Origin of the sequence: Mesorhizobium sp. IMUNJ 23232 (genome assembly GCF_044326205.1) — a bacterium.
In the GTDB taxonomy this organism is placed as follows: domain Bacteria; phylum Pseudomonadota; class Alphaproteobacteria; order Rhizobiales; family Rhizobiaceae; genus Kumtagia.
Genome location: NZ_JBIRCY010000087.1, coordinates 1 through 24,219, shown reverse-complemented (window position 1 = coordinate 24,219; position 24,219 = coordinate 1). Strand labels below are relative to the sequence as shown.

Below are 24,219 nucleotides of genomic sequence, written 5' to 3'. Positions count from 1 at the left end.
CAACGCGCCCGACCGGGCTGCGCGACCCCGACCAGCTTCACCCGGTCGGGCGCTCACCCTCGCGCACTGCACGAAGGGGGTCAAAATTGGACGCCGATCCGGGGTCAACTTTGCGCGCCGATTGACAGTTTCGGCTCCGTGCCGCGCCATTATATCCGCACCACCCAGGATCGTGCGGTTCCATTGACCGGTCAGGATCACATGATCGCAGCGGTTGACGGCACGATCGGCGGCACGACGATCACGCACACAATGGAAAGCAGCCATTCGCCCTTCCTGTCGCAACCGGCCGCCTTGTCGAGGATTCTTCTCGACATATCCGTCCGGTTCGTGGCGGACCAGCGCGGGCGTGAAGCAGGTCTTGATGCATGAGCACCGACGAATTCGAGGATCGGCTGACCGCGCTTAGGCCACGGCTTCATCGTTACTGCGCACGCATGACGGGATCGACGGTCGATGGCGAGGACGTATTGCAGGATACCCTCGTCAAAGCGCTGAGCTCAAGAGCCGAAGGCGCCAGAGTGGACAATCTTGAGGGCTGGCTGTTTCGCATCGCCCACAATACGAGCCTCGACCTGCTTCGCCACAGGTCCCGGAACACCGTCGTTGCGCTCACCGAAGACTTCGAAGCAGCGCCGATGCCCGAAGCTGATATCGTCGCGGTCAGCTTTCAGACGTTTCTGCAGCTGCCTGAGCTTCAGCGCTGCGCGGTGATCCTCAAGGACGTGCTTGGCCACTCCGTGGACGAGGTCGCGAGCATCGCCGATTGTACGCCGGCGGCGGCTAAATCGGCGCTTCAACGCGGCCGCGCGGCGCTGCGGCAACGCGCGCAGATGCCCACGGACACCCGGCTGCCGCTGATGCCTGATGCGGCCCGGCAGAAGATGGCCGCTTTTGTCGATCTGTTTCGCATGGGCGACTTCGACGCGATCCGCGCCACGCTCGCCGACGACGTGAAGCTTGAGCTGGTAAACCGGCTCAAATGGGAGGGGCGCGACAAGATCGTCCCCTATTTCACCCGCTATGCCGAAGAGACGAAATGGCGGTTCTCTTTCGGTGCGGTTGAAGGCCTTCCGGCCATGCTGGTCTTCGAAAGTAGTGCGATGCAGAAGCCCGCGCATTTCGTGCTGGTCGATTGGCGCGACGACCAAATCTCGGCGATTCGGGATTTCCTGTTTGCTCCCTATGCGCTCGAAGCGGTGGATTGGGTGCAATTGAGATAGTCCAAAACCAGATCACAGGGAGTGCCGCAAAACTTGTGCGATGTTTGCCGAGCCGAAATTTAGAAAGCGACCCTTCCGCAACTTGCTATCCGTTTCCTAAAGCAGACAGGCAGATAGGTCCCAACGGGCAGCCATTCGGCGTGACACTTTCCGTCACATGAACGAATGACGGCTTCCGGGATCGGCGTAAGTCGACTTGAACGGCGCAAATGCGGTGCGAAGCTGCCTAGTGGGTTTCGGGCGACGTGTAGGCAGTATCAGCCGGTCTCGGCTTCAGCACGATTTCTGCCATACTCTTCCACGGCATCCCACCAGGGCAATAAATCACCGAAATCGAAGGGATGGGGCTTCAGCGTAGTCTTTTCGGGTGCAACTTCCTTGCGTACTTCGCGGATGCTCCATCCGTTGAACCGATCTTCCATCGCACTGCGGAAAGTCGCTAACAATTGGTCCTCGGTAGCTTCCCTGATGACGTCTTCTAACTCTTCAATCGTGCAGAACACCGGTCGTCGTTTGTCGAGGTCGGTAATGCCGGGGTCTTTCGAGGCAGCAAGGTCACTAGCGTCTTGAACAAGCCGGTCACGAAGCTCGCTGGACATCTGAGTCCACGGCTCGATGGTGAGGACCACTCCTGTGGTATCGTCGGCGACATCTGCAGCCAGGATCCCGCGTCGAACGTGAGAGAAGAACTTCCATAGCTGGAAGATAGCTTTTGCCATCTGTGCATAACCATTCTTGGCATTTTGTACCGGGTCGTCGCCATACTGGGCTTCGAAAGTGAGTTTCGTCGCCTTGCACTCAAATACCGTCTGAACGACGCCGTTTCGCTTCATCAGAATATCTGGCGTGTCCACGGGGTTGCCGCTGAAAGTGTACTTCACGGCCGGTGCTGCCTCGAAGGCTGGGCAATATCCTTCAATTGCTCGGCGCGCGTACTCCTCGAACCGAGCGTTCGCATCATTAGTTATTGCAGTCCCACCAGGCACCAAGTCGAAAAATAAGCCAATCGTGGCGCGATGCATAATCAATTGAGGCAGTGGCGCGATATATACATTCTTGCGAGCCGTAAAGACCTTCACGATGGGCTTAACCCGCAGGAAGCTCGGATAATAGATCACCGGAAGCGAGGCGCCTAAGCTGGCTTCAAACTTCTCGCGCAGTGCCTTCGCTGAGCGGCGACCTGACCAGATTTCCTGCGAAAGCAATCCATATGCCCGTTGGACTGCGTCGTCGGTGATGCCAAGCACAGCTTCCGTGCCATAGATCATTTCTAACCAGGGACGTTCGCTATGCATTTGGAAGGCTGCAAGTGCTACGCCGAAGAAATCGGATATGGTCAAGCCGTAAGTCTGGTGAAAATAGTCTGCGCAGGCTCCCTGGCCGTAGATGTACAGGTAGCGAAAGATATCAATCTTGTTCGCCCAGCCCCGCTGCCAAGCAAACTGTCGGTGCGATACTCGGTGCATCTCCAACGTGATATTATCGGCCCTGATCCGACCCGCCGTATCCTGTTCCCGCGCCGTGCGAAGGGTGTTGATGAGTTCTCCGGCCGCGTTGAATTGGTCAGTAGGCAGCGGCCGCCGACCAGGCCCTGACGCTTTCGCCGTGTTCATGTTCAGAGTTAGAACGGTTTCGACATCCCACGGATGGACGGCAAAGCGCGACATAATGTCGGCGTTCGCCGCCTCAGGCGGGTATTTGATTACGCGACGTGCACCGTCAACGTTATCATTCTGCAGAGCGTGGACGCCCCAGAACAGGTCGAGAATGTTTGTATCATCCGTGTCGGACAGCATTTTGCGAAGGCGTGGTAGAGCAAGAGGCGCGGTTGCCACGGGTATGCTCCTCGAATGCACTGATCGTACGCCGGCGCACGATTCATTTCTGAATGCTCGAACTTTTCTTGCCGAGCGAAGCAGGCATGAGATGCTCGCGCGCCGACACGTTTAAATCAGTTGGAGCTCGTAAGCTATTCGTCATTCCGACACTTAAGTGTCCGCTCCTGGGACGATTACATTAGACGCTGACCGACCGAAATTGGGCGCGAAAGCTGCATATCCGACCATCGACCCAATGAAGCCGGCATATGGCGATCGTCGCGTTCTTCATATGATCCGCCCAACGCGCCGCTTGTGAGCTGATCCCCAAGCAGACTGCAGCGCCTTCCTCGAGCATCCGCGGTGACGCCGTGTCACTGCCAACGTTAAGGGAATGGTGGCCAAGTTTCGAGTAACGGATCGTCGCCATAGGTTTCTACGCGGGCCTGCCGCTCGGCCGCGGTATGGTGAGGCTAGCGACGTACTCCAGGACCGCGACGAGCTCCTCGCGTGCGACGCGCAAATTCAGTTCCTGTTCGATTTAAGGTGCAATATAGCAATCAGGGCTGACCGTCAGCTCCCTCACAGTCAGCCTAGTAGCTTGAACGGATTTTCTTCGTGTGTAGTGCTGCCCAACCGACTGGCGGTGCTGACGCGGGTGCGCGACGACGGCGACAGCCCGAGCTCCGTCATGAATTTGTGCATCAGTTCCAGGTTTTTGATTGCGATGCCAAGCCATGGCGACGGCTGGATGTGGCCACTGGGAGTCTTGAGCAGTGGCGGGGTTTCCTTGGCCTTGCGTTCCGCCTCGGCCCACTTTCCGTATGACTGACAGTAAGCAGCCAGCGCTGCCCGATCGAGATCGCTCATCATGCCGAGCCGGTGCAGGACTTGAATGAGGCGTTTCCATTCAGCCTTGGCCGAGGGACACAGATGCGAGGGACAGGTCGGCAGCGCGGTTTCAGGTTTGGGTTCGTGGCGGTTGAGCGGACGTTTGCCGGGATTGCCGGCTACGAGCTTCAGCCTCGTCGGGACAGGCTTACGACCGCGCATTGGTCGCCTCTCTTCGCAAGAGCAGGGGTAAGATGCCCAAGTGACCACCGCAGTTGGTCGACTGGATTGCGGACTGATTACCCAAGGCAGGCATGCTTAAGCCTCGGTATTCTTTGGCTTTCTGACGAACTCGCATGTGACACCATCGATCAGACAATTTCGCGGCGGTGAAAATCTGGCGGGCGACCGGTCTACGCTTTCCATCCCCTGAGGTTTTGAACCGGCCCCCGGGGACAATGGCTTCAGCGCACCTGCAGGGCATCACCATTCGCAGGTCAGATTCTATCACGGCAGCTAAGTGCATGGAATCCTGACATTATCCGACATTCGTACGCAGGGCTACGCGCAATGCGACCTGACAGGAGAAGCCGCACATCGGGGATGATCCTCTCTCGTTCGATTGAATAAGAAGAATCCTCACGTCATCATGCCGGCGCCTCACGCGTGATCCGGTGCCAGCGCCGCAAACAGGGTCGCGACCTTAATGGCGATCGAACCGATCTGCATAGATTTGGGCGGAGGGGCCTTAAATGTGCACATGTTGCAGCCCAGCTTGCTAACGGACTCGCTCAGGGCATATTGACTTCTGCCGAAAGATTCGATTGCACAATCACGCGTTTGACCTGAAGTTCAACTTAGACCTTTCGCCATGCCACAGTTCGGCATCCGCAAGAGTAGGCGTAGTGCCCCACAACCCGCAGTTTCGATTAGAGCATGGGCATGAAGTTTCGGCTGAATCATTGAGGTTGGAAGGATCGGGAACTCCGTCCTTCGCTCAAGCGGCCGGCAGCGAGCATCCGCTTGTCACAAGCGACCTCGACGAAATTCAGCTCGAGATGACGCGTGCAATATCGCACCACGTCGCCAATCCGAACGCGGGTGTTCGAAAAATCCTCGCCTCCAAAGCAGAAGCAGATGTCGGGAATATCGGTCTCATCCATATTAGCTATGGTGCTGAAATATCAATCAATGCGGATACGTGCGGCCCGCATCTTCTTGTGCAGACGCCACTCTCCGGCACTGCGTTGATCCAGAACGGAAACACCAGCTTGAGCTCCGATGTCGGAATGGGAGCCATTATCCGGCCGGACCTTCCGATCAAGTTTGAGTTCTCTTCCGATTTTGATCTGATGATTCTCAGGCTGTCGGCACAGCGACTGGAACGGCACTGCGCTCAACTGCTCACAGAACGCGGCAGCGGGCTGGACCGGCCGCTCAGCTTCGCGTTGGGCTTCTCGCTGGCCGGAGACGGCGGGGCGCGCTGGCGGCGCTTGCTGCAATATCTGAGGGAAGAGGCGTTCGCGGGCGAAGCGTCGCTTCTGTCCAATTCGCCTTTAGCAATGGCATCCTTCGATCAGATGCTGATGAGCACGCTGCTTACAATGCAGCCTCACAATTACACTGACGCGTTGTTGAATCAGCGGTCCTCGGCGGCACCTTTTCACGTCCGACGTGCTATGGAGTTCATACAGGCCCACGCGGCCGAGCCGATCGGACTGGTTGAGATCGCCAATGCCGCAGGCGTGAGCGCTAGGACACTGCATCGGTCCTTTCAGAGCTTTCGCGGTACGACCCCGCTTTCCTGGCTCAAAGCCCTCAGGCTTCAACACGCGCACGACGACCTTGCGGCGGCCGAACCTGCAACGGTTTCGGTGACTGAGGTCGCACTGAAATGGGGGTTCGGTCACCTCGGGCATTTTAGCCAGGACTATCGGCTTCGCTTCGGCGAATCGCCGATCGACACGCTGAAGCGGACACGTTGAGCGGATGCATATGAAAAGGTCGGAACGGCCCGAGCGGCCGTCCCGATTTCGCGAACCCTGCTCTGCGTTACAGCAGGAAGTCGTCTGCCGACAAACCGCTGGAAACGCCGGCAAGCACGATGGAGCCGTGCGTCGTCACGACGGTGGCATTGCCGTTTGCATAGATAAGCTTCAGGTCCTGAAATTCGAAACCGTGGCCACGCAGGTCGAGCTCGTCATAGCCGGTCTCGTAGTCGAGGATCGTATCCGTGCCCCAGTCCGGGCCCGAAAAGACGAATGTGTCGCTATTGATGCCTCCGACGAGGATGTCGTTGCCTTCACCGCCGTCCAGCGTATCCCCGTGCTCCATCCCTGCCAAGATGTCAGCTCCCTTGCCTCCAAGGAGAACGTTGCGACCGTTGTCACCAGAGATCACGTCGTTGAAGGCGGAGCCGGTGATGTTCTCTATGCCGAAAAAGATATCGCCCGCCGCTTCCCCGCCGCTGGCAAGCCCAGTGCCGAGGTTGATCGTCACGCCGATCGCGGACGCTGTATAGGTCGCCGTGTCGGTTCCATAGCCGCCAACCAGGGTATCGGCTCCCGCTCCGCCCTGGAGGAGATCGTCACCGTTATATCCGTCCAGTGTATCGGAGCTTGCACCACCCGAGAGGAGATCGTGTTTTACGCTCCCGCGCAGGCCTTCGATTGAGGTGAACGTGTCACCCTGGGCGTCGCCGCCCGTGCCCTTGCCTGACGCGAGGCAAGCCGTGACCGCGCCCTGCGAAGTCTCGTAGGAGGCGATATCGAAACCGTCGCCGCCGTTCAGCGTGTCGCTGCCGATTCCGCCATTCAGCGTGTCGCTTCCGCCATGACCGAACAGCTTGTCGTTACCCGCGCCGGACTTCAGCACGTCGGCAGCCTGCCCGCCCTGCAGCGTATCAATTGCGGCCCCAGTTTCGATGAGGAATGACCCGTTCGTCTCCGCCTGACCGCTGAACTTGACGATATCGTCAGCACCGAGCGACCAAGCTGTGAGTGTGAGCGTTTCGCCTGCATCCAGCAGCCCGTCGTTAATGCCGAACAAATAGGTGTGACCGCTCCAGAGCTGAATCTTCTCGATATCGGACACCGTGGTCGTGCCCAATGTCGCCACCACATCGCCATTGAGCCTCAGCGTGTCGTATCCACTGCCTCCGTTGATCTGGTCTGCAGTGTCCAGAGCCGCTCCCAGATCGAACACGTCGTCCCCTTTTCCGCCGAAGGCGACATCGTGTCCGCCCATGTCCAGCCGTATGTCGTCCGCGCCGGCACCGACGGTCAGGACGTCATCTCCGGCGCCGCCGGAGATTTGGAAAGATCCATTGGTTTCTGCCGACCCGTCAAATGTGAGCTTGTCAGCGGCACCGAGCCAGTATCCGCGGACCTCCATGCTCTTACCTGCGGCTACGGTGTTGTCGTGCGAGACTAGGTTGTAGGAGTGGCCCGCGCCCAGAGTGAGATGCTCCACACCGAGCAGCGTGCCGGCATTGAAGACCAGAGGCGCTGAGTAGTCGCCATCCAAGTCAACCTTGTCCTCGGTGCCTGTCCCTGCGCGAACCGCGCTGCCGCTGTTCAGAAATGCCAGCCCAGCTCTGACGTCCAACGTACCCGTGCCACCAGAGGTGTCGCTGATCACCAGCTTGTCTCCGGCATCAAGCCAGTAGCCGCCGACCGTCAGGGTCTGCCCGGCTCCAATCGTGTCCTTGTGCAGGTAGAGTTCGTAGTCGTGACCGCTGGCCAGCGACAGAAATTCCACATTGCGCATTGTGGCGGACTCGAAGGCGAAAAGATATTCACCGTCCAGGCTGACGCGATCCTCGCCCTTGCCGCCGTTCAGTCGGTCGGTGGCGTCGAGCGTGTTGGAAGCACGGATGAGATCGTCGCCGTCGCCAGCGTAGACCTTATCGGTTCCGCCGCCGCGCAGGTCGACGTCCTCATCTCCACCGCCACCATAGACGATGTCGGTACCGACGTGATCCATGTATCCGATAGCTGCATCAGTCTCGGCCGAGGCGTCGAAGGTAAAATGGGTTCCCGCCGTCAAGTACCCCGCTGATACGTCCAGGGTTCCGCCGGAGGGGGCGATAGAGTCGTCGATGGTAGCCGAACTGATTGGAGCGCTATAAGTGAAGTAGAGCGCTTCTATGCCCTTCAGGTTAGCGTTCGTCAGCGTTCCCATAGCCGCATGGGCACTGACGTGCAGGGCGTCGTAGCCGTCGCCCCCGTCGACGCTGTCGTCCTTATCGAAATCCTTTTCGAACTCGATTTTGTCGTTGCCGGCGCCCGCCGAAACGAAGTCGTTCCCGCCCCTGTTCATATGGAACACATCGTCTCCAGCGCCCCCGAACAGGATGTCGTTACCTTCGCCGCTGGAAAGGTCGAAGCGGCCATCGGTCTCGTCGCTGCCGTTGAAGCCGAGCGCCTGCTCGAACCCGCCGCCCCAGTTGAAGTCTACCGTGAGAGTAGTGTCCTTGGCGACGAACGAGTCACAGACGGTCAGCAGCGTTGAGCCGAAGTCCTTCTTGTCGAGGGTGACCTGCTCGACACTCGAAATCTTTTCAGCGTCAAGCGTGAGTTCCATGTCACCGCCGACAACAATCGTGTCGTGGCCCGTGCCGCCGGCGAAACGGTCATCGGGCGAGTAGCCGTCGTTGAAGATGGCCGTGTCGTCACCGCCGCCCCCGACAATCTTGTCAAGTCCCTCCTGCCAGACCCAAAAAACGTCGTCGCTGCCGCCGCCCTTGATTATATCGTCGCCATCAGTTCCCTTGACACCGAAATGGCCGTCCTTTTCGCCAGAGCCGTCAAAGAGGATGCGGCCGCTCGTCCCGTCGATCACGTCGATCGATAGCTGCTGACCAGCGGCGACGTTCGCGTCGTCCGTCTTCAGAGAATAGGTGTGACCAGCGCGCAGATGGATGTATTCGACCTGTTTGAGGCTCGACGCTCCGAATATGAGCTGCTGCTGATAGTCGCCGTCCAATTTCAGGAGATCGTATCCGTCACCACCGTTGATTTTGTCGGTGGCCGTAAGGTTGCCTGCGGCGTTCACGACATCGTCGCCGCCGTTGCCGAGAATGGTATCGGTGCCGCCACCGAGCGAAAAGCCGTCACCGGAGGCGCCGCCTTTCAGGATGTCGTTGCCCGCGCCACCAAAAAGGTCGAACCTGCCACTGGTCTCCGCCGATCCGTCGAAGATCAATCGTCCGCCCAGGGCTGTATCCCCCGCGAACACCACCTTCAGTTCAGCGTTTGCCCCAACCGTGGCCTCGTGGGTCTTGATCGAGTAATCGTGCCCGGTCCTGAGCTCAAGCACTTCCACATTCAACAGTGTGTCGGCAGCCAGGGTCAGCTGCGCGCTGTAATCACCGTCGAGGACCACGGTATCTTGCTTGGCACCGCCGTCGACCTTGTCGGTGGCGTTGAAAAAAGCGCCCGCCATAATTTTGTCAACGCCGTCTAATGCGGTAACGACGTCGCTCCCGTTTGTCAGAGACAGGACGTCATTGCCTATCGTTCCAATAATTGTCGCCATTGCTCCCTCCTTGGGGCAAAACTTCGTGAGGATGAGTGAATTCCGAGGCATGCTCGGCTGGCGCGCTGTTTATTCGACGGCGCACGATGCGCTATCCGCGCAGCGCCAGCTGTGTCCGAAAATCGCCATTATTAAAGTTGGAGCAGGGCAAGCGATGGCGATGTCCAACTTTTCGCCAATGCGTGTGGCACGCAGCAGCGGCTCAAACCCCTCGCTTGATGAACAGTCGGCGCCGTAGCGGTTTACGGGGCCAAGAGTCAGATTGAGTCCGGCAACGGTCGAGAGCAAAAAGCCTTCACTGTCTCGGTTGGCGTTGCAGGTACTCCGGACATGGAGGGTGCCGAGCGGCAGACTGTTGTCGGTAAAGCGTTACATCGGTCATGACGCACCCTCCTCGTGAAGCCGGCAGATAGGTCCCCGGGTAACAACGGTAACTTGGTAACCAATCGCATCCAAGCCATTGAAATCATTCGGGCCGGAAAGGTTACCGATCGATCTTGGAGCCGGTAACCTGGTAACCTCCATCCTGCCGATGGTTACCGCCAGAGTGCGTTGGTTACCGGCGCTACTCATCGCGGTAACCTTTCTGAAGCCCATTATGGAATTGATTTTGAATATGTTTTTCGACTTGGTTACCGTGGTTACCAAGGTTACCGGCCTTTGACGCGCGATAGCGGCCGCGCGACAGCCGCTCGATCTCGCCGGCCTTCGCCATCGTGAACATCATCTTCTTGACCGCGCCGGAGGACTTCCCCAGTGCGCCGGCGACATCGGCGGGCGACATAGGATCAGTACTGGCCCGCAGGACATCCAGGATCGCACCACGCTCGCCGGAACGTCGAACATCGGAGGCTTCCCCGACGACGGTCCAATTGCCGCCAGTGAAGTTCATGGCCGTCTCCTTCTCCTCGACATCGCGGCCGCGGACGTAGAGCGTTGTGCCATTGGCATCCCGGTTGAGGACGAGGGTGGTATCGGCGCAGGCGGAGAGGCCGTTCGAACCGCTCAATGCCTCCAGCGGATCGTCCGCGCCTCCCTTGCGGGTATGGTGAAGGGCGACCACCGCAACCCGGTGCTCTGTTGCCCAGCGCTGGAGTTCGGCCAGGGACGCGTAGTCGCTTTCGTAAGATGTCTGATTTGCGTTTCCCGGTGGCTTTACTCGCTGCAACACGTCAATGATGACCAGCCTGGGGCTCACCGCCGACATGCGCCAGTCGTCTATGGCGTCGATGAACCCCTTGTTGAGGGCAGGAGCTTTGTTCACCCAGTCAAGTCGCGATAGATCGGGCAGGAGCCGCTCGTCGGGGAAGAGGATCTCGATCCTGGACTTGATGCGCCGCTGGCCATTCTCAAGATCGATATAGAGGACGTCGCCCTGCTCACATTCGATTGAGCCCATGGCGATGCCGCCGCAAGCGACGGCGATCGCCCAGTCGAGCGCCAGCCAGGTTTTGCCGAGCTTCTGCCGACCGGCCAGGACGCTCAGGCCTTCGGGGACGTAGCCTTCCACAATCCACCTGATCGGCGGGAATGCGGTCGCCATGATCGTGGTGGTGCTGGTCCTGTTGAAGCGAGACTTCTTGCGCTCGCGCCGCTTGAACTCGGCCATGGGGATCACGGTCTCGTCCATCACGCCGCCCGCCTTCTGTTGGAGATGACGAACAGTTTGGGCATGTGGGCCGGCCGCATGTACCGCTCGTATTTCGGCACCAAGCTTTCCGCGAGGGCGATGCGTGGCGCGTCCCGGAGGCGGTCGAAGGCGCGATCCCAGTCGAGCACCACGATCCCGTCGCGCTTTGCTCGCAGCCAGTCCACAGGACCGGCGAAGATGTTCAGGGCGCAGTCGAAACTGTAGGTCCCGGGATTGTTGATCACCTCCTCGCCCAAGGCGAAGGCGCGACCGGACCATGTGGTGATCTTGCCTGTCGGCAGGTGCCAGAAAACGATGTCACCGGCATCGGCCTGCTCGAAGGCAAACCAGCGTTCGCCGTTGCCGCGAGGCTCGAAGCGGTGGTCCCGAGCGACGAGGCCTTGGGCGACCATCATTGCGCAGGGCGTCGCCAGCGACATGATGCCGACGCCGGCGTGGCGGAGCGCCTCGATGTCTAGGCCGTTGGGACAGATAAGCGGGCATTCAGGACGGGAGGCCTTCATGCGACGTCTCCCATCCTGCCCACCAGGGCGGCAATCAATTCTCGCTCACTTTCCTCGGCGGCCTTGAGCACTCGGAACTGATCCGGTGGCAGGTGCTGTGTGATTGCGTCCTCAACCAACCGCCGCAGCCGGTCGGGCGGGATTGCGTCGAGTTCGACCGAGATGTCGCCGAAGCCCCTGGACCGGGTGTCGCTTACCTTGGTAGGTCTCGTTGGCAACTTCCACTGCATGACCTGCGATGGCCAGACCGCCAGCCGGCGGAAGTGAATCTCGGCGGCCGGAGCCATTTGCCGAAGCGTCGTCTCAATCGTCTCGGCGGCATTTACCCCGCTCGGATCGTAGTCCCCGAGATGATATATGAACGTCGGAACATCGAGGCTGGCGATGTAGTCAGCCGCGCTGTGCAGGAAGGACAGGCTCGCGTAGCCGCGGGCAACCATCAGCGGGACGTCGTAGATGTCAGTGACCGGCAGGATGACGCCGGAGAGAGCGTCCTTCTCCAGCCAGACCTCAACATAGCTGTCGGCGTCGGTCCACAGCGACTTGCGATAAAACCGGGCAGTATCGAGCAGCGCCTGCTCGACACTGTCGAAGGTCTGTGGCTTGCGTTGCCAGCGTGTATTGTCGGCCAGCCAATCATAACGCAGGGTGCCGGCTTTCCGCATGGCGACCAGGTCGGTCTGCACCTTGGCGTAGCCGGCCTCAGTCTTGTCGACGATGCCGATCACGGTGGCCTGGTAGAAGACCTGGCGCACAGTCATAGGCTTCATGGACCTGACGACATCGAAAAGGCCAGCGCGCCGACACTGGACCTCTGTTCTTGTCGCGCGGTGCCGTTTTATCCGGCTAGCCTGATAAACACCCGCCAACACTTCCGGCGCAGCTTTCTCCGGCGCCATTGTCTCACTCCCACGAACCGAGGATCGAGGAGTGGGTCTCAGCGCGGCGGCGCCGCTCGTAGGCTTCGACGTCGGAAAGCGCGTAGACGATCTTACCGCCGAGCTTGTGATAGTGCGGCCCGGTCTTCTTCCAGCGCCAGCGTTCCAAGGTGCGCGGGCTTACGCGGAAACGGCGGGCGAGTTCGGATGGGTTGAGGTAGGTGGGGATCATTGCGAAGGTCCTCGCCATCATGGTTGGGATGGCGGGGACGTTCACATGAATGTCGCCAGAGGATCACCCATAGGAAAACCAGAGAATCCCCCAGATTTGCGGTGGCTAGGAGAGGTACGGATTGAAGCGGCACATGCCGCCCCTCTGCTCTATGAACGACTTGACCTCGTGCCATCGCGCGCCAAAGGCCTGATCGATTGAGCTGGCCGCAGAGCAGGCCTTCTGAAGTACCTCGCTGGTTCTAATCCATCCGCTGGGATAAGCGTCGTACAACTGGCGCAGGATGCTCCGGATGATTTCGCCCTTCCTGAAGAATAGTTGCTTTCCGTGGATGGTCAGAACTCGATTGTCCTCGGAGAGATGCAGAACTGCGCCAGGCGGGGGAGGCTGGCCGCCAAAACGTGCCCGCAATATTGCAATGTCGATACCGATGTTGGTATTGGACAGAACATCGTCGATTGGCACGATCTTGTGACCCGGCACTTGCCTGTCCGGCAATCGGGTAGCGGGAGTGGTTGTTAGCACTAGGCGGAGTTGCTGTGAGGGACGACGCTGGACGACCCGTTCGAGCATCTCAAACATCCGCGCGTCCGACAGGCGCCGCGCGAACCATACGTCCCGCAACTCGGTGTTGGTCAGGCGGGCTTTGCCGACATCCCAGATGGCTGGGCCCTCGAGCGGATTCGGTTCCGTGGGAAGCGGCCGAAGTTCCGATCCGAGCAACAGTGCAAAGATGGCGGCGAGATCGGGCACATAGAACCGAAGGCTATCCTGTGGCACCCCAATCCAGCCTCTAAGCGGATGATGATAGCCGAGAGCGCCCTTCCTGTTGTCGTAGCCGACCTCGTATGCGAGATCGTCTTTCTCGTCGGTCACGGTGGTATCGTAGCCAGACGGCAGCATCAGCTCGGAGTCTATCAACCTTTGGCCCCACTCGCCGTGATAGTCGACCAGCGCCTCATGAGTGAAGCGCAGTGCTTTTGCTTCCAAGAGTCCCAGCAGAAGCTGGAGTTCGACTCTGCCGACCAAGGGTGGCTTCATGCTTGGGCGACCAGTCCCCAGCGCGGCAGGTACTTGGTCGACACCGTCCTCTCAAAAGCAGTCAGTTCCTTCAGGCTGGAGCGGCCGGGATGTGTGATCACGATGGGTAGGGAACGAAGGTGACCGCTTTCGCCACTGTTGTATCGGATGACGATCCGCGCCTGATTGATCTGATAGTCATTTAGAAGGGCACCGGAGCCCAGACAATCGTCTGTAACGGTCCAGATATCCCTGTTTTTCGCAGGAGTGCTTTCCACCCGTATTCTGATTCCGGCGGAGTCTTTCGGGGTGATAGTGAGCATGGTGACGCTGACATCCTGAATGCGATCTACAGGTTCGTGGTCGAAGGCCAATCGCTGGCGCAGGACAGTCAGATCATAAGCACGCATGCCAGTGGGCTGGAATTCGGGTTCATAGCCAAGGAGGGTTACCGCCAGGATGCGGGCCATCTCCTTGCGGCTATCCCGCTGCCGGGCAACACATTCGATCACTCCGGTATCGTACTCGTAGGTGAGCGCTGCCTCCAAAACCTTGCGCCGAACCTCCGTTCCGAGGTTCCCTTCCTGATCGAACGCAAGTTCGGTGTCAGGCCTGTCCTCCCGATAGATGGTCAGTTGAACGAGGGAGGCGATTCGCGTGCCGCCTTCCCCTTTCTCGTCCGCTTCGATCCGATCACGCTCGATGATCTCGACATGCACATTGGGGGTATCGAAGAAAGATTTCAGCTTTTGCTTGAATGATTCGAGAGCGTCGGAATCGCGCGACAGCAGCGAATGCTTCGCAACCGCGAACATTGTCCATTCCCTGATATTTCCACGCCTTGAGTCAGTATAGACGATTTCTTCGGCGTGCCTAAATGCAGCGCGATCATTGAGAAAAACGTAAAGGGCCCGGGCATGCTTTGAAGGCAGTTGCGAAAGTGCCGGATCGTCAGTTGCTTCCTCCAGCGCTGTCGCTCCGGCCTCGTCAGACAGCCTTGTGATGCGTTCGATCAACCTGTCGATCGCGCCGGCCGTTCCAGGCATTGCGCTGGACATGGCCGCGTCCACGGCTTCGAACAGTTCCTTACTATCGAGTGCGGATGCAGTTTTGGGCAGTTCGAGTTTTTGGTGACGAAGTAGCTCGCTAACGAGTCCGGCGTGGGAGACCTTGGCAACGAACGTTTTCAGGGACGGCATGGCGACTCCTGATGAAACCGCACTTCGATTCTCCTCCCCGTAATCAATATAGTAGGTTGGCCGGCAAAAGATGCGTGAGACCACGTTTGTTTGCGCAGCTTTCCCCATCAATTCGCCGTGTACTGGAGTAGCCGCGTTCGAGAGCTAATTATCCCTCTCCATGAAGGACTTCAATCGAACTCTCTCAGGTAGTAACGCTCTTACCCCAAGCTGCATGAACGCGACCGAGCGGCTCGACGAGATCGCTGCCATCCTTGCCGCTGGCCTGGTTCGGCTGAGAGCAAAACAGTCAAGTCGAATATATGCTGGTGACGCAGAGAGTTCGCTTCACTCTGGCGCGGAAGAGAGCGTGTGTCGGACCCATCGCAATGGGGAGTTCCGATGACAAAACAGTCTCTTGCAACATCAGCCGGCAGCGCATGGGCGGCGTTGTCGCATCCAGACCGCTATGACGATCCGAAGGTGCTCGCCCGCCTTGCTGCCCTGAAAGATGCGCCGATTTCCGACCTGAAGCAGCAGTGGCGGGACCTCTTCCAGAGCGAGCCGCCACCCTACAACCGCGCGTTCCTCGAAAGCCGGCTCGCCTTCCGTGTTCAGGAACTCGCTTTCGGCGGACATAAGCCGGAGACGCTTGCTCGCCTGCGGGCACTGGCAGAACAACTCGGTGACGATCGTGGCAGCGGCCGCCGTGGCCGCGGTCGCGGCGGCGACCGGCCGCTTGCCGGCACCAGGCTGGTCCGCGAATGGCAGGGCGTCGAGCATGTGGTCACCGTCACGGCAGGCGGTTTCGAATGGCAGGGCAGGCCATACTCGTCGCTCTCGGCCGTCGCCCGTGCCATCGCCGGTACGAGGTGGAACGGGCCATTGTTTTTCGGGCTTCGCAACCACAGGGGAGCGGCACGATGAACATGCACGCGCCTTCCCGCCAGCCGGTCGTGCGCAAGCTGCGCTGCGCCGTCTACACCCGCAAGAGTTCCGAGGAGGGTCTGGATCAGGAGTTCAATTCGCTGGATGCGCAACGCGAGGCGTGCGAGGCGTATGTGGTCAGCCAGCGGGCCGAGGGGTGGGTGCTGGTGCCCGACCGCTATGACGATGGCGGGGTCTCCGGCGCGACGCTGGAACGTCCCGCCCTGAAGCGGCTGCTGCGCGATGTCGAGGCAGGGCTGGTCGATGTCGTTGTTTGCTACAAAATCGATCGGCTCAGCCGCTCGCTCTCGGACTTCTCGAAGCTGGTCGACCTGTTCGACCGGCAGCAGGTGACGTTTTGCTCCACCACACAGAGCTTTAGCACGACCACGTCCATGGGCAGGCTGACGCTGAACATTCTGTTGTCGTTCGCCCAGTTCGAACGTGAAGTGATCGGCGAGCGTATCCGCGATAAGTTCGCGGCCTCCCGCAGGAAGGGCATGTGGATGGGCGGGACCGTATCGCTCGGCTACCGGGTGGTGAATCGCAAGCTGGTCATCCACGAGGCGGAGGCAGCCACGGTCCGAATGATCTTCCAACGCTTCCTGAAGACCGGCTCGGGCATGCAGCTTTCCCGTGCGCTGAATGCCGAGGGCGTCACCAGCCGGAGCGGCAAGCCGTTCGACAAGGGCATGCTGTACAAGATCCTCAGCAACCGCATCTATGTCGGCGAGGCCGTTCACAAGGGCACGGCATATCCTGGCGAGCATTCACCGATCATCCCCCGCGAACTGTGGGACAAGGTCCGCTCCATCATCGCTGAGAATCCACGCAAGCGGGCAGCGGCAAGCAGGCGTCAGACGCCGGCCTTGCTGAAGGGGTTGCTCTTCGCGCCGAACGGCAGCGCCATGTCGCCGACCCACACCCGCAGGAAGGGCAAGCTCTATCGATACTATGTCACGCAAACGGTGGTGAAGCTCGGGCCGCACACTTGCCCGATCAGACGCATCGCAGCCGCCGAGATCGAAACCGTGGTTATCGACCAGTTGCGGGCGATGCTGGCCTCGCCCGAGATGATCGTCCGCACCTGGATGGCTACGCGGGAGATGGAGACAGATGCCCAGGCGCCGCGAACCTCGGCGATCAGCCAGTCAACGGCGAATAGGCCCCGCTGCGAGATACCAGCGGCAGCAACCGACATCGCTGAATCGGAAGTCCGTGAGGCCCTGATGCGCCTCGATCCGCTGTGGGACGATTTGTTTCCGTCGGAGCAGGCTCGTATCGTTGAGCTTCTCGTCGAGCGGGTCGATGTCGGTCTCGACGGCGCCAGCATCAAGCTGCGCGCTGAAGGGCTTTCACGATTGTCAGGTGAACTCAGAAAAGTTCCGGCTGCAACCGGAAAAGCAGCATGACCATGCTCAGCCCCCAGGTCACCGACATCGCCACGGACGGCAAGACGATCACCGTTCATGTGCCGCTGACCTTCCGCAAACGAGGTGGCAGGAAGCTGGTCATATCGCCGGGCGGCCAGGAACAATCGCCGCTGACCAGCCGCCTCGTTGATCGCCCGCTCCTGCGCTCAATCGTACAGGCCTTCGAGTGGCAGCGGCTGCTCGACGAGGGCCAATACACAACCATCGGCGAACTCGCCAAATCCAGGAAGCTCGACCGCTCGTTCGTCTCTCGGACCTTTCGCCTGACCCTACTCGCGCCAGAAATTGTCGAGGCACTCCTGGATGGGAGGCAAACAGACGCCGTTCAACGGCAGGGCTTGCTTCACAACACCCCCGACAGCTGGGTCGAGCAGCATCGTACGTGGGTGAGTTGAGCAACTGAACAGCCTACCGGGACCTTGCCGGCCGTGTCGGGCCGCTTGATCGGCGTGCCTGCTGCTTCGGGTTCACGAACTATCTGGCGCTTAAGGTTTTTGACTTTTCCGGGCATGTGGGCCTCACTTTTCAGTCCAACGGCAGCCGGCGAAAGATGTTCCGAAAGCGCCGGATGAACGGAAATGAACAGTTCGCAGCGGTGGGGCGCCTACTTCTTCGATCCCGCGCTATAGCCGGTGGGAACCTCCCGCCATAACTTACGTTGCGGCACCGGGGGAACAGGGGATGCCCGCATGTCCGACGATAAGGATGACCAAAAGCGTGCGGAAGCGCGCGCCGCCGCTGCGCGCCTCGTCACGGAAACCGGCGTTACCAATGCAGAGGCGACCGACCTTGTTGCAGTGCTCGGCTTGAACTGGCCCTCTCTCATTCGTGAAGCGCGTTTGCTGAAAGGCCGTCGCTAGCGCCAGTTTTGGATTCGCTATGCCGCGCCGAAGAGCGTACACTACCTTTGTCGCCCGCACCTTCATGGCAAACGGGCGCTTGAAAGAGTCGATCACGCTTTCGCCCAACCAAGGGATAAGCGCGATGACCTTCCGAGGCATAGCAGACGCCGAGCAGTTGGCGACACTCACCAGAATCCTAGACGACTATTGCGAGCTATCTGGCATGGAGGGCACTCACCCTGCGCGCGAGCACTTGGCCCGTCGCCTGATCGCTCTTTTCAGCGGCGGCATCGATAGCCCTGACGACATCAAGATGGCGCTGGATGGCATCGCAAGGGATTTTCAGGCTAATCACGGGGTCATGTAGCGCGTAGGGCGCCCGTGCTGAAAGGCTCGCCTGCCGGCGCAGCCAAACTCATGCAGCAGGCACAGGCGGATGGCGACGGTCGCGCGGATTGGCTCCGCTAATTCCCCTTATTGGACCTGATTTAGACCAATAGGGTGGTCTATCTCGCCGCCCGCGCCATCGCCCGCATGATAGCCAAGTCGGCTTCCAACTTGGCGGTCTCTTCCAATGCCCGCCGCTGCGCCCATAGCAGGGTGCGCGTCGCACGCTCGATGTCGTCGAGACTCCAGCCGGCCCGTTGCGCTCGCTCTATGAAGCCTTGCAGTTCAATCTCTAGCGCCTCCTGGCAGTCGATATGACGATCGGGATAAGTGTTCGGACGCTTGGGCGGTTTGGCTACCATCAGAGCAATGTGGCTCATCCCCGGATGTCGGTAAATTGCCGACAGGTCGCCTTGGCTGTCGTCCTTCACGTCGTAATAGCCCGGCGCGCGCCGCGTGAGATATTCGTCTTCGAACGTCTGCCAGCGGTAATGCCACTCCTCGACCAGCCGTGGTGGTCAGGCCCTCCGCTCCATATCGCCGACAGAGGAGGAAGCCCTAGAAGTCGACGTTGGCCGCTGGCAAGGTTCCGGGCGAACCCCGGGTCTCGAAGAAGCTACTCAACTCGCCTTCTTGACGGGTGGTAGGACCCACGTCCCGTTGATAATTGACGGGTCGCTCTCATTCGGCCAATAGAGCCGCATCATCAGGATGAACTTGCCCTTCGGCGCCGGGAGCCAGTTGGATTCCTTGTCCGCGCCGGGAGATTCGTTCTGGATCAGGAGGTCGATTGATCCGTCGGCATTGGCCTTCAGCGGCTGACGCGCGCTGATCGAATAGCGGTTAAGCGGGTTGTCGACGAAGAAGTAGTTTTCGTCATACATGGTCAGCGACCAGAAGCCGGAGACGGGCGGCGTCAGGCCCTTCTTGAAGGTCAGAACGTATTTTTCAGAGCCGTCGTATTTCCGCCTGATGAGCCCGCTGGCCGACTTCAGCGACGTCGGATAGATCGCGTCCTGCGGCCGGTTGGCGCCAAGGCCGATTGCCGTGATCAGGGCACGCTGGACATAGTTGGTGCCGTAGATACCGGTCTTGGTCGTGAAACCCCAGCCGTCGATGTTCTTGATGTCGCCATCGCTGAACTTGAAGTGCAGCATGATCTTAGCAAAGCCCAGTTCGGGAATGCGCTTGGCGAAGGCCGGATCGAATTTCGACTTGTCGAAGTCCTGCCCGGGCACGATGCCGATCTGGGCCAGCTTCTCGAGCATCGGAGCGTCTGCCTCGTAGGGCGGATTACGCTTCAGGAGGTCCGCGAGCAGGGTGAAGTATTCGACCGCGTCCATCTTGTTCACCTGGTCGCGCACCGCCGTCTTCATGTCGATCGAAGGATCGACCTTGCCGGCCGGCGGCGTCCATTCCTTGCCCCAGGCGCTGAGCGGGTAGAGCTTCACCTCGTCCTGAATTTTGTGGACTTCGGCGTAGTCCTCGGGCGTTCCCGTGCAGTAGATGCGGCCAAGCAGCCAGACGATGCTGGTCGGTGATTTGTACTGCTTGACACCGTCCGGCAACGTGCCTTCCCAGCCTGGGCCGGTGATGGCAAAGGTCTGCGCTTCGGTTCCGGTGGTGCGCTTTCCGGGGACATCGAAAACGGTCGTCCAGCCGTCGAGCATCGGGAACAGCGCATAGCGGTCGTTCAAGTCCGGCAGACTTACGACCCATGGCTCGTCGCCGACATCGAGAAACGCGGTCGTGTAGAGCGTGTCCGCGTTCGGCGCGGTGACATCACGGAAGGAGGCGTTTGGATACTCCCTGAGCTTGATAAGTTGGCCCATCGGACCCTTCGTTCCCACGGGCTCGGCGACATTGGTGATGACCCGGCGGGTCATTTCCATCGTCACCAGCGGATAGCCGTAGATGTAGGCTTCAATGGCGTCGGCAAATTCATCGGACCCTTCCATTAGGTCCGAAATCAGGCCTTCGGCCGATGCGGCCGTCGAGCTCAGCGACGTGGCGGCAAGCAGGCCCAGGCCACCAAGTGAAACAGTGCGACGTGATACGTTCATGGTTGGTCGTTGTCCCTCATGATGTTGCGTCGTGACCTTACGTGATTTTTTTTGCAACCGACAGATGTCTCGGAGTGAGGCCGTTATCACCCTGGCCGGCATGGATAAGCCTGCAATACGGGCTGCCCGGCGGCGACGAAAATTGGTGCCCTTTGATTTTGCGCGTCGTTGCCATTTGATTTTGCGCGCTATGCAGCAAGCGCATTTCACGCCGTTATAGGAAGCCTGCGCCAGCATGATCCCGGTATCTCTCCGCCCGGCGGATATATTTCCGGACGGCGCGTGGATCCACGTGGCGGGTTTGGTCCATTATTCGATTGAGGTCCGCCCCGCGCTCGGCGGCGCTGGTCACGAATCCCGCGCGTAGGCTGTGGCCAGAGGAGTCTCCGGCATCGAGCCCGGCACGCCTCGCGTACCCCTTGATGACTTTGGCGACTGCCCACCCAGTCAGGCGCTCGGCGGAAACCGCGCTGCCCTTGTTGACCGGGCGGAACAGGGGCCTCCGGACATGCAGGCAGCGTCCAGCCATGCCCTCACGGCGGCGACGGGCCGCAGGCTTTCGCCAGTCGGAATGGCGACGGTGTAACCCTGTCCCTCCTGGTCTGTCTTGGATCGACGGATGGTCACGTCCAAACCCTTCTCGGTGAATGCCAAGTCGGACACGTCGAGCGCGACCAGTTCGGAGCGCCGGAAAGCCGCTGCCATTCCGAGCAAGATCAGCGCGCGGTCGCGCTTGCCCTGCATGGTGTGCGCGCCGAATGGGCCAGCATAGCCGAGACGCGTTCGGCGGTCGCCGGCTGCTTCTGGACCGGTGCGGTGCCGATCGTGCGGCGGATGCCTTTCATGACCATGGCCACCGCCTCATGCTCAGTCGGCGTCGGGAGCCCTGCGGCTTTGTGGGTATGGCGGATCGCCGCCACGGCGACGGCCAGGCTGGAGGCCTTGAGCCCTTCCTTCATCCGGGCCACGAGATAGGCGGACACCGTCCCGGGTTCGGCCGGCAGGCTGGTCACGCCTCGGTCGGCACACCACGCCTGAAACGCGGTCCAGTTCGAACGGTAGGCGAGGAGAGTGTTCTTGGCTTTGGATGCCCGGGCTACCGCCGCACGTCGTCGTCGATGAGTGCCACGGCCCGTACGGTCGTGTTGGCGACGGTGAGTTCGAAGCTACTTTCGGCGCTGAAGTCGTCCATGATTTTGGGTCCGATAACTCCCGTTAATGGAGGCTATTCGCAGGTGCAGATGCTGCCGTGGCCATCTGCCTTGCCTCGGAGGTTGCTTTGACTCATATGCCGGCGGATAATTCTCGCCGGATGGGCCGACCTCCACTGGACAGAGATTCGGATACGAAGCTGACGGGCGTACGTCTCACGGCGGATGTCCGTCGACGGATTGAGGCGGTCGTCGGCAAGCACCGTATGGCGGCGTTTATTCGCGAGGCGATCGAGCACGAGCTCGAACGGCGCGAAATTAAAGATGCTCATGGCGACGCCTGATTAAATGGGTGGTGGAAGGTGTGTTCCTAAAACAGGAAGGCCCGCCACTCTGGGCGGGCCCCTCTGGAACCGCAGGCCCGCGAGGGGAGACGTAAAGGGCGGCTCGGACTAGCCTCCAGAACGACCAGGCTAGCAAGAAGTTCGGTCAAAGCCTTTGCGCTGAAATACGGTCGCATCGCTCCGGCCGCGCGTCACTCAATCAGGATGTCCGCCTCTTTCGCGGCCTCGGCGAACGCCTTCTGAGCCTTGGCGAGCGCCATCTGGTCACGGGCTTGCTCCAAGGCCTCCATAACCGCTTCGCATGCCGCACGTTGCTTTGAGCCTCCCTTAGTAGGCCATCTATGCTGGAGGATATCGGCGGCCTGGAGGTTGTTGTTCACAAGGAGAACCGTTGCGCTGTTACGCAGCATCACAGGCACCGGGCTTTGCCACCAACCAGTCGTAGCCATACGGAACTCTCGCGGCTCGACGTTTAATGCGTTATCGTGATCCGCGTCGCGATCGGCCTTGCGATTGAGGCGCTCCCAGGTAGACGGCGATTTCTTCCACTGTCTCCTCAACAGCGACCCTTCGGTTCTCACCTTGAGCACTATCAAAGATCAGCAAAGACCCCTCGCGGCCTGGAAGCACGTCCGCCACCCACTTTGTGTTGATCAGGAAGGGTTGATTTTTTCTGGTAAGGTTAAGCCACATTTTCCCGGTCCGACATCTTTGATGGTCCCTCAATGTCTGGCTGATAACCTCGATTGCACCCGCAATGCAATCAGTGCGGGTGCTAAATTGGTTGTAAAGCTTGAGCGTTGCTGAAGTACCGCAGTGGCGGAATTTCACCACCGCACCCAATCTCCCATGTTGCAACCCGAAGTCACTTTCTGGAAAAGCAGTTGCGCTTCTCAAAGGAGCCACCCCGACCGGTTTAGCGCCACCCCTTGCCCCCTTAGCTAGACCGGTCGGGTTCGTAGATTTCGAGGTGGTCCAGATGGAAGAATCACCGATCGTGACTCCGGCCTTGGCGCTCGCTACGCTGCTCATTCTCGCGCTAGGGGCAGTCGCGTTCTACGACACTTTCCGCATCTACGGGGTTTAGTCCACTACGGCGCCGCGCGGCCCGGCGTTGGCCAATCACGCCAGACCGCTAACTAAGTTTCGAAACGATACGTAAGAGCCTAGCCATGCCGCCCCGTGATATTGTTGACGAAGGTGTCGATGCATATTGTCTCGGATTGCTTCGGCCCTGGTGTCCCTACGATGAAGGCACACAGGCCCATCGAGATTGGCTGCGAGGTTGGGATCAGGCGGAAGAGATCGATATTGAAGACAAGGTTGTGCACCTTGAGAATATCCGGAAAGGATAGCCGGGCCACGTTTCCGCAGCCGGGCTGAAAAATGACGCCAATTAGATGATGAAGAAATCCTGGTAGGTCAGGTTCGGAATGTCGCCAGAGAAATTGTCGGCAATGGCAAATAACTGGGCAGATTTGCCCCCTGCTCCGTCCGAGTCGTAATACAACGCGCCGGTGTTCTGGTTGTAGAGGATGTGGTCATTGGCATCGACGGTCTGACCGTTGCCGATCACCTTAAACTCACTCTGCTTCAGCGCGCCAAGCGTCTGGCCAGTCCATTGGAACACGGCGTCATCAAGGCGGATCGAGTCGTCCTGCGGCCGGAAGTCACCGAAATGGTCGACGTTGGTGGCTGCCACTGCGGTGTCGAACACGTAAGCGTCGTTTCCGTCGTCGCCGTAGAGCGTGTCGCGGCCGAGCCCGCCGTTGACAAGGTCGTTGCCAAACCCGCCACGGACGACATCATTGCCCTTGCCGCCATTCAGCCAGTCGCCGAAATCGGAGCCGATGATCTCGTTCTTGCCGGCGCTGCCGGTGATGACTACCCGGGATGTGACCAGCTCGGCGTCGATATTTAATTCCTGTGGGTCGGTAAAGCTTGTCGAGAAGTCGAGGGTTCCGCCAGCGCCCCGAAGGAAGAAGTCGAAAGTGTCCCCGCCGTTGTTGATGCCAATGTGAGTGAAGCCCTTAATCTGGGCCACGGTGGCGGAGAGGCCGATGGTGTCTATGGTTAGCGTCCGTTGACAAAGGTTGACTGGAGAATCCGGTTTTGATTCAAGGCTTCTTTTTGGAGGCAGCCTTGGGCGAACGTGTTGGTCTGACGGACGAGGAATGGGAACTGATCGGGCCTTTGCTGCC

At 59.7% G+C, this 24,219-nt stretch carries 24 protein-coding genes and 3 pseudogenes; 11 read left to right on the top strand and 16 right to left on the bottom strand.

All coding sequences use genetic code 11. From position 1 onward, the window contains the following. Positions 1-372 (top strand): annotated as a pseudogene (locus tag ACH196_RS34815) (hypothetical protein); the annotation flags it as partial. Then, complete coding sequence (locus tag ACH196_RS34810; protein WP_396651417.1) at positions 369-1,223, top strand: sigma-70 family RNA polymerase sigma factor; 855 nt, start codon at positions 369-371, stop codon at positions 1,221-1,223. The pseudogene ACH196_RS34815 and the gene ACH196_RS34810, both read left to right, overlap by 4 nt. A gap of 257 nt (positions 1,224-1,480) precedes the next feature. On the opposite strand, the gene ACH196_RS34805 is transcribed toward ACH196_RS34810, so the two are convergent. Both ACH196_RS34805 and ACH196_RS34800 read right to left on the bottom strand, forming a co-directional pair. Continuing rightward, a complete protein-coding gene (locus ACH196_RS34805) occupies positions 1,481-3,058 on the bottom strand; it encodes a hypothetical protein (protein WP_396651416.1) in 1,578 nt (525 codons plus the stop codon). A 570-nt stretch (positions 3,059-3,628) separates the two neighbouring features. After that, entirely contained in the window at positions 3,629-4,093 is a 465-nt protein-coding gene (locus ACH196_RS34800; protein ID WP_396651415.1) for a phage terminase small subunit P27 family, read from the bottom strand. A 683-nt stretch (positions 4,094-4,776) separates the two neighbouring features. Between ACH196_RS34800 and ACH196_RS34795 the strand changes: the two genes are divergently transcribed. Continuing rightward, complete coding sequence (locus ACH196_RS34795) at positions 4,777-5,856, top strand: AraC family transcriptional regulator (protein WP_396651414.1); 1,080 nt, start codon at positions 4,777-4,779, stop codon at positions 5,854-5,856. A 67-nt stretch (positions 5,857-5,923) separates the two neighbouring features. Here ACH196_RS34795 and ACH196_RS34790 read toward each other — a convergent pair whose 3' ends face one another. After that, positions 5,924-9,409 carry a hypothetical protein gene (locus tag ACH196_RS34790; RefSeq protein ID WP_396651413.1) on the bottom strand — a complete coding sequence of 1,162 codons (3,486 nt, stop codon included), beginning with the start codon at positions 9,407-9,409 and terminating at the stop codon, positions 5,924-5,926. 49 nt (positions 9,410-9,458) lie between these two features. Between ACH196_RS34790 and ACH196_RS34785 the strand changes: the two genes are divergently transcribed. Then, the gene (locus ACH196_RS34785) at positions 9,459-9,647 is read left to right on the top strand and encodes a hypothetical protein (RefSeq protein ID WP_396651412.1); all 189 of its coding nucleotides are present in this window, start codon (positions 9,459-9,461) and stop codon (positions 9,645-9,647) included. Between the two features lie 327 nt (positions 9,648-9,974). On the opposite strand, the gene ACH196_RS34780 is transcribed toward ACH196_RS34785, so the two are convergent. From ACH196_RS34780 to ACH196_RS34755, 6 genes are all read right to left on the bottom strand, one after another. Beyond that, complete coding sequence (locus tag ACH196_RS34780) at positions 9,975-11,039, bottom strand: AAA family ATPase (protein ID WP_396651411.1); 1,065 nt, start codon at positions 11,037-11,039, stop codon at positions 9,975-9,977. After that, on the bottom strand, positions 11,039-11,563 hold the full coding sequence (locus ACH196_RS34775) for a hypothetical protein (RefSeq protein WP_396651410.1): 525 nt from the start codon (positions 11,561-11,563) through the stop codon (positions 11,039-11,041). The genes ACH196_RS34780 and ACH196_RS34775 overlap by 1 nt, the downstream gene beginning before the upstream one ends. Further along, positions 11,560-12,462, bottom strand: a complete 903-nt coding sequence (locus ACH196_RS34770) for a hypothetical protein (protein WP_396651409.1) — start codon at positions 12,460-12,462, stop codon at positions 11,560-11,562. Before ACH196_RS34770 ends, ACH196_RS34775 begins: the two co-directional genes overlap by 4 nt. A gap of 4 nt (positions 12,463-12,466) precedes the next feature. Then, positions 12,467-12,673 carry a helix-turn-helix transcriptional regulator gene (locus ACH196_RS34765; RefSeq protein ID WP_396651408.1) on the bottom strand — a complete coding sequence of 69 codons (207 nt, stop codon included), beginning with the start codon at positions 12,671-12,673 and terminating at the stop codon, positions 12,467-12,469. A 105-nt stretch (positions 12,674-12,778) separates the two neighbouring features. After that, the gene (locus ACH196_RS34760) at positions 12,779-13,702 is read right to left on the bottom strand and encodes a hypothetical protein (protein ID WP_396651407.1); all 924 of its coding nucleotides are present in this window, start codon (positions 13,700-13,702) and stop codon (positions 12,779-12,781) included. An 8-nt stretch (positions 13,703-13,710) separates the two neighbouring features. Further along, positions 13,711-14,892 (bottom strand): hypothetical protein, encoded by a 1,182-nt coding sequence (locus ACH196_RS34755; protein ID WP_396651406.1) that lies wholly within the window; start codon positions 14,890-14,892, stop codon positions 13,711-13,713. A gap of 381 nt (positions 14,893-15,273) precedes the next feature. Between ACH196_RS34755 and ACH196_RS34750 the strand changes: the two genes are divergently transcribed. The 5 genes from ACH196_RS34750 (at position 15,274) to ACH196_RS34730 (ending at position 18,440) form a co-directional block, all read left to right on the top strand. Further along, positions 15,274-15,798, top strand: coding sequence for a DUF2924 domain-containing protein (locus ACH196_RS34750; protein WP_396651405.1), 525 nt, complete (start codon positions 15,274-15,276; stop codon positions 15,796-15,798). Beyond that, the gene (locus tag ACH196_RS34745) at positions 15,795-17,210 is read left to right on the top strand and encodes a recombinase family protein (RefSeq protein ID WP_396651404.1); all 1,416 of its coding nucleotides are present in this window, start codon (positions 15,795-15,797) and stop codon (positions 17,208-17,210) included. The genes ACH196_RS34750 and ACH196_RS34745 overlap by 4 nt, the downstream gene beginning before the upstream one ends. Further along, a complete protein-coding gene (locus tag ACH196_RS34740; protein ID WP_396651403.1) occupies positions 17,207-17,626 on the top strand; it encodes a hypothetical protein in 420 nt (139 codons plus the stop codon). The genes ACH196_RS34745 and ACH196_RS34740 overlap by 4 nt, the downstream gene beginning before the upstream one ends. 294 nt (positions 17,627-17,920) lie before the next feature. Beyond that, positions 17,921-18,091: a hypothetical protein gene (locus ACH196_RS34735; protein ID WP_396651402.1), complete on the top strand. Its 171-nt coding sequence runs from the start codon at positions 17,921-17,923 to the stop codon at positions 18,089-18,091. 79 nt (positions 18,092-18,170) lie between these two features. Next, a complete protein-coding gene (locus ACH196_RS34730; protein ID WP_396651401.1) occupies positions 18,171-18,440 on the top strand; it encodes a hypothetical protein in 270 nt (89 codons plus the stop codon). Between the two features lie 139 nt (positions 18,441-18,579). On the opposite strand, the gene ACH196_RS34725 is transcribed toward ACH196_RS34730, so the two are convergent. The 5 genes and pseudogenes from ACH196_RS34725 to ACH196_RS34705 all read right to left on the bottom strand — a co-directional run. Next, positions 18,580-18,891 (bottom strand): hypothetical protein, encoded by a 312-nt coding sequence (locus tag ACH196_RS34725; protein ID WP_396651400.1) that lies wholly within the window; start codon positions 18,889-18,891, stop codon positions 18,580-18,582. A 189-nt stretch (positions 18,892-19,080) separates the two neighbouring features. Further along, positions 19,081-20,523 (bottom strand): DUF1254 domain-containing protein, encoded by a 1,443-nt coding sequence (locus tag ACH196_RS34720; protein WP_396651418.1) that lies wholly within the window; start codon positions 20,521-20,523, stop codon positions 19,081-19,083. 214 nt (positions 20,524-20,737) lie between these two features. Further along, positions 20,738-21,052, bottom strand: coding sequence for a tyrosine-type recombinase/integrase (locus ACH196_RS34715; protein ID WP_396651399.1), 315 nt, complete (start codon positions 21,050-21,052; stop codon positions 20,738-20,740). Further along, the gene (locus ACH196_RS34710; RefSeq protein ID WP_396651419.1) at positions 20,971-21,267 is read right to left on the bottom strand and encodes a hypothetical protein; all 297 of its coding nucleotides are present in this window, start codon (positions 21,265-21,267) and stop codon (positions 20,971-20,973) included. The genes ACH196_RS34715 and ACH196_RS34710 overlap by 82 nt, the downstream gene beginning before the upstream one ends. Further along, a pseudogene (locus ACH196_RS34705) lies at positions 21,240-21,545 on the bottom strand (integrase); the annotation flags it as partial. The gene ACH196_RS34710 and the pseudogene ACH196_RS34705, both read right to left, overlap by 28 nt. A 227-nt stretch (positions 21,546-21,772) precedes the next feature. On the opposite strand from ACH196_RS34705, the gene ACH196_RS34700 reads away from it, so the two are divergent. Further along, on the top strand, positions 21,773-22,018 hold the full coding sequence (locus ACH196_RS34700) for a hypothetical protein (RefSeq protein WP_396651398.1): 246 nt from the start codon (positions 21,773-21,775) through the stop codon (positions 22,016-22,018). Positions 22,019-22,209: 191 nt separating this feature from the next. On the opposite strand, the gene ACH196_RS34695 is transcribed toward ACH196_RS34700, so the two are convergent. After that, positions 22,210-22,608 carry a DUF982 domain-containing protein gene (locus tag ACH196_RS34695; RefSeq protein WP_396651397.1) on the bottom strand — a complete coding sequence of 133 codons (399 nt, stop codon included), beginning with the start codon at positions 22,606-22,608 and terminating at the stop codon, positions 22,210-22,212. Positions 22,609-23,190: 582 nt separating this feature from the next. On the opposite strand from ACH196_RS34695, the gene ACH196_RS34690 reads away from it, so the two are divergent. Next, complete coding sequence (locus ACH196_RS34690; RefSeq protein ID WP_396651396.1) at positions 23,191-23,373, top strand: Rmf/CrpP family protein; 183 nt, start codon at positions 23,191-23,193, stop codon at positions 23,371-23,373. Positions 23,374-23,414: 41 nt separating this feature from the next. Here the strand turns inward: ACH196_RS34690 and ACH196_RS34685 are convergent. Next, positions 23,415-24,219 (bottom strand): annotated as a pseudogene (locus ACH196_RS34685) (hypothetical protein); the annotation flags it as partial.